Annotated in this window: 2 protein-coding genes; one reads left to right on the top strand and one right to left on the bottom strand. The window is 54.8% G+C overall.

All coding sequences use genetic code 11. From position 1 onward, the window contains the following. A partial coding sequence (locus WBB85_RS00940) for a hypothetical protein (protein WP_432636745.1) occupies window positions 1–1,810 on the bottom strand: 1,810 nt, incomplete at its 3' end. A gap of 636 nt (window positions 1,811–2,446) precedes the next feature. Between WBB85_RS00940 and WBB85_RS00935 the strand changes: the two genes are divergently transcribed. After that, on the top strand, window positions 2,447–2,782 hold a 336-nt coding region (locus WBB85_RS00935), incomplete at its 3' end, for a sigma factor-like helix-turn-helix DNA-binding protein (protein WP_432636744.1).

Here is a 2,782-nt window from a genome sequence, read left to right as displayed (position 1 = left end):
CTTCAACCCCCCGGGCCAAAGAAATGTCCGCCAAGGGCAGCGATTGGTCTGAAAAAATTGAAAGCGAGGGCAATTCAATCAGTGCGATGTTCAAGCTCGCGCGGCTCCAACCTGGCCCGGCCCCCTCTTGAAACGTTGGCATATCAATTGTTTCTGCTCTTATTGCCGCCTTGAAACTGGTTTTCAGATGTTCGCGGAGTTGCTCATATGTCGTAACCGTCGAAGGAACTGTAGTTCTTACTATTTTATCAACACTTACCCAGGGGGACACCTTATGTCTTACCGGCGGATGTACTGTGTCAATTGCTTTATAATGAACAGAGCCAGCCACCTTAAAAGACACAGCTTTACCTGAAAAATATTCGAAGACACGCGACTTCATAGAAGGATCAAGCGCAAGGCGTGCATCCAGCTGGTCAAAATAATCATCAATCCCCAGTGCGATATGGTCTTTGGGTGTTGGCGTCGGCGAGATTTGGTAATTATCGTTAAAGACATACCGCGTTTCGAACCCCGGCCCCCCGAACGTCGCCCAACCTGGCGGCACGTAACGAAGTGTCAGAGTGTGGCGCGACACCCCCCCTTTGCTGTCAGTCGCAACAACGTTTATCTGTCGGCTCCCGGCGACATACCCGACCCTGGTTGGACTACTAAAACTGATGTCACCCGAATTCGAAATGGACATCTCCGGTGGCGCACCTTCAAGCCGATAGGTCACACCAGTCGGGTTGTTGACCGCGACACTCGCAATGGTTCCGCTCAAAGAGGAAAACGAAACCTCTTTGGGGGTCGTGGCGCTGAAAGCTGGGGGGGTATTCACAACAATCGAGATCTGTTGCGTCTGCGTGGTTCCGTCGGATTTCGTCTTTGTAAGGGTCAGTGAAACATTCGCGGTACCCAGCGCACTGGCCGTGCCTTTGAAAAAGATCTGGCCCGTGGACGCGTCAACACCAAAGTTGGCGTCGGAAGACGACAGGGAAGATGTCAGGCTAAATGTCGCCGGATCAGATGCATCCGCCCGCTGCGCCTGCTCAGTGACAACCATCCACTCGGTACTCGCAGGAAGGCGCGTCGGATCAATCTGATAAGTCCGCGCCGGGCTTGCCACAGTGTTCGCCTGGGCGGCCGGTGCCGTGGCCGCGTCCTGCGAAAACTCCACCTGTATCTTTCTTCCGTTCACGGTGATCTCACCGTGATCGACCTGCCGTGCTTCGGTGCGGCGGGTGAGCGCGCTTTCAGGGTGGCCCATAATCAGATCCGCAAACAGCGCACCCTCATCCCCCATGCTATCGCCCCGCCCCAGGCGCGCATCAATATGGTGCCCCAGCTCCTCGAGTAACACCTGCTCAAGTTTTTCGGGGTCATTCAACAGCTTGTCGCTAATGAAAATCGTACCTTTTCCAGTAGCGGAATATGCCCCGTTGGCTTGGCCCAACTCCTCCTGCGAAACGATCACGACCTTGGGAATTCGAGCCTGACCCTTCAACAACCCCTGAACATGACGCAGCGCATGAGAGCCGAGCGACCCACCTTCACGACCAAAAACCGCGCCCAGACCGCGCACGGCCCGCCTGTTGCCGCCGCGGCCATTCAGCCAGCGTTCCAGCCTTTTGCTGACGGCATTCAAGGAGGCCTGGATCTGCTTTCTTTGCAGCCGATTGCCGCCGGAAATCGCGGCCTGCTGAACCGCAGGCGGCAGCGGCGCCGCAAAGTCTTCTACACCCGAACCCTGCGGGCGCTCGTCCACCCGACCTGGCCCGAAAGAAACGGGTTGTCCCGCGCTATGCTGATTGCCGTTTGAAAGCTCCATTTTAATCCTCCTGGGTACAGTGGGCCAGTTTAATTTAAGGGTTGTATTTAATTTTATTATTCAGATGGTTAGAGGGCATTGAAATAGCGACGACTACGCATTGTCCGGTCTGGCCCACCGAGGCATCTGCTAAAACCACTCCAGGGTTGTACGAAGCTGACCTACCCTCGGCAGGGATTCCTTAGCCAGAACATGCGGCTTACTGAAAAACGATCGCAGAAACACATACCTGCCGACATCTGTTGCAGCGGATGGCCACGTATCGCCAGTCGCTCTGTCTGCCAAACGTGGTCCAGATCTGCTTGTCGCCGATACCACACACCGGACATCAGGCAACCACACTGCGGCACAGCTTCACCGGAACGACCACTCGGCATTGGCCGGAAACAGGATTATCCTGCTTGCTTCACGACGACCGGCTGGTGACGCCATCGCGATAATGCATGGAGATCAGGACGTTGCATCCGATTGCCCGTGTCGCCTCACGTCATCGGGAAACCGGAACAACACATCTCGGACAACGCTCTGAAACAAAGCCTGTGATTGGCAGGAATGGCATAAACAATGTTTTTGTGCGCAAGCTAATTGATGCTGGCATTTTATGTCTCCATATTGATTGATTAGGAGAATGTTCTTATGCGCGCGCCTCAAAGCCAGATAATCCACAAGGTTGCATGGCTGTACCATATTCAGGGCATGAGGCAGGAAGACATCGGGGAATCGCTTGGCATTTCTCGGGCAACGGTCGTAAATTACCTCAAGCGGGCACGCGAAATCGGCGCTGTAACGATCCGCGTACCGGCCAGATTGTTCCGGGATGATGTAACCGCACGACACATCGAAAATGAACTAGGCCTGCAAATGGTCTGGGTCATTCCGGATGGCAGTGATGGTCCGGCGGTGGATTTCTCTCAAGCAGCAGGTATGGTTCTGCTCGAACTCGTGAAGCCAAACAGCCAGATGGGTCTTGGC

Source organism: Albidovulum sp. (assembly GCF_049646345.1).
GTDB lineage: Bacteria > Pseudomonadota > Alphaproteobacteria > Rhodobacterales > Rhodobacteraceae > Albidovulum.
This window is presented reverse-complemented; position numbering and strand designations above follow the sequence as displayed.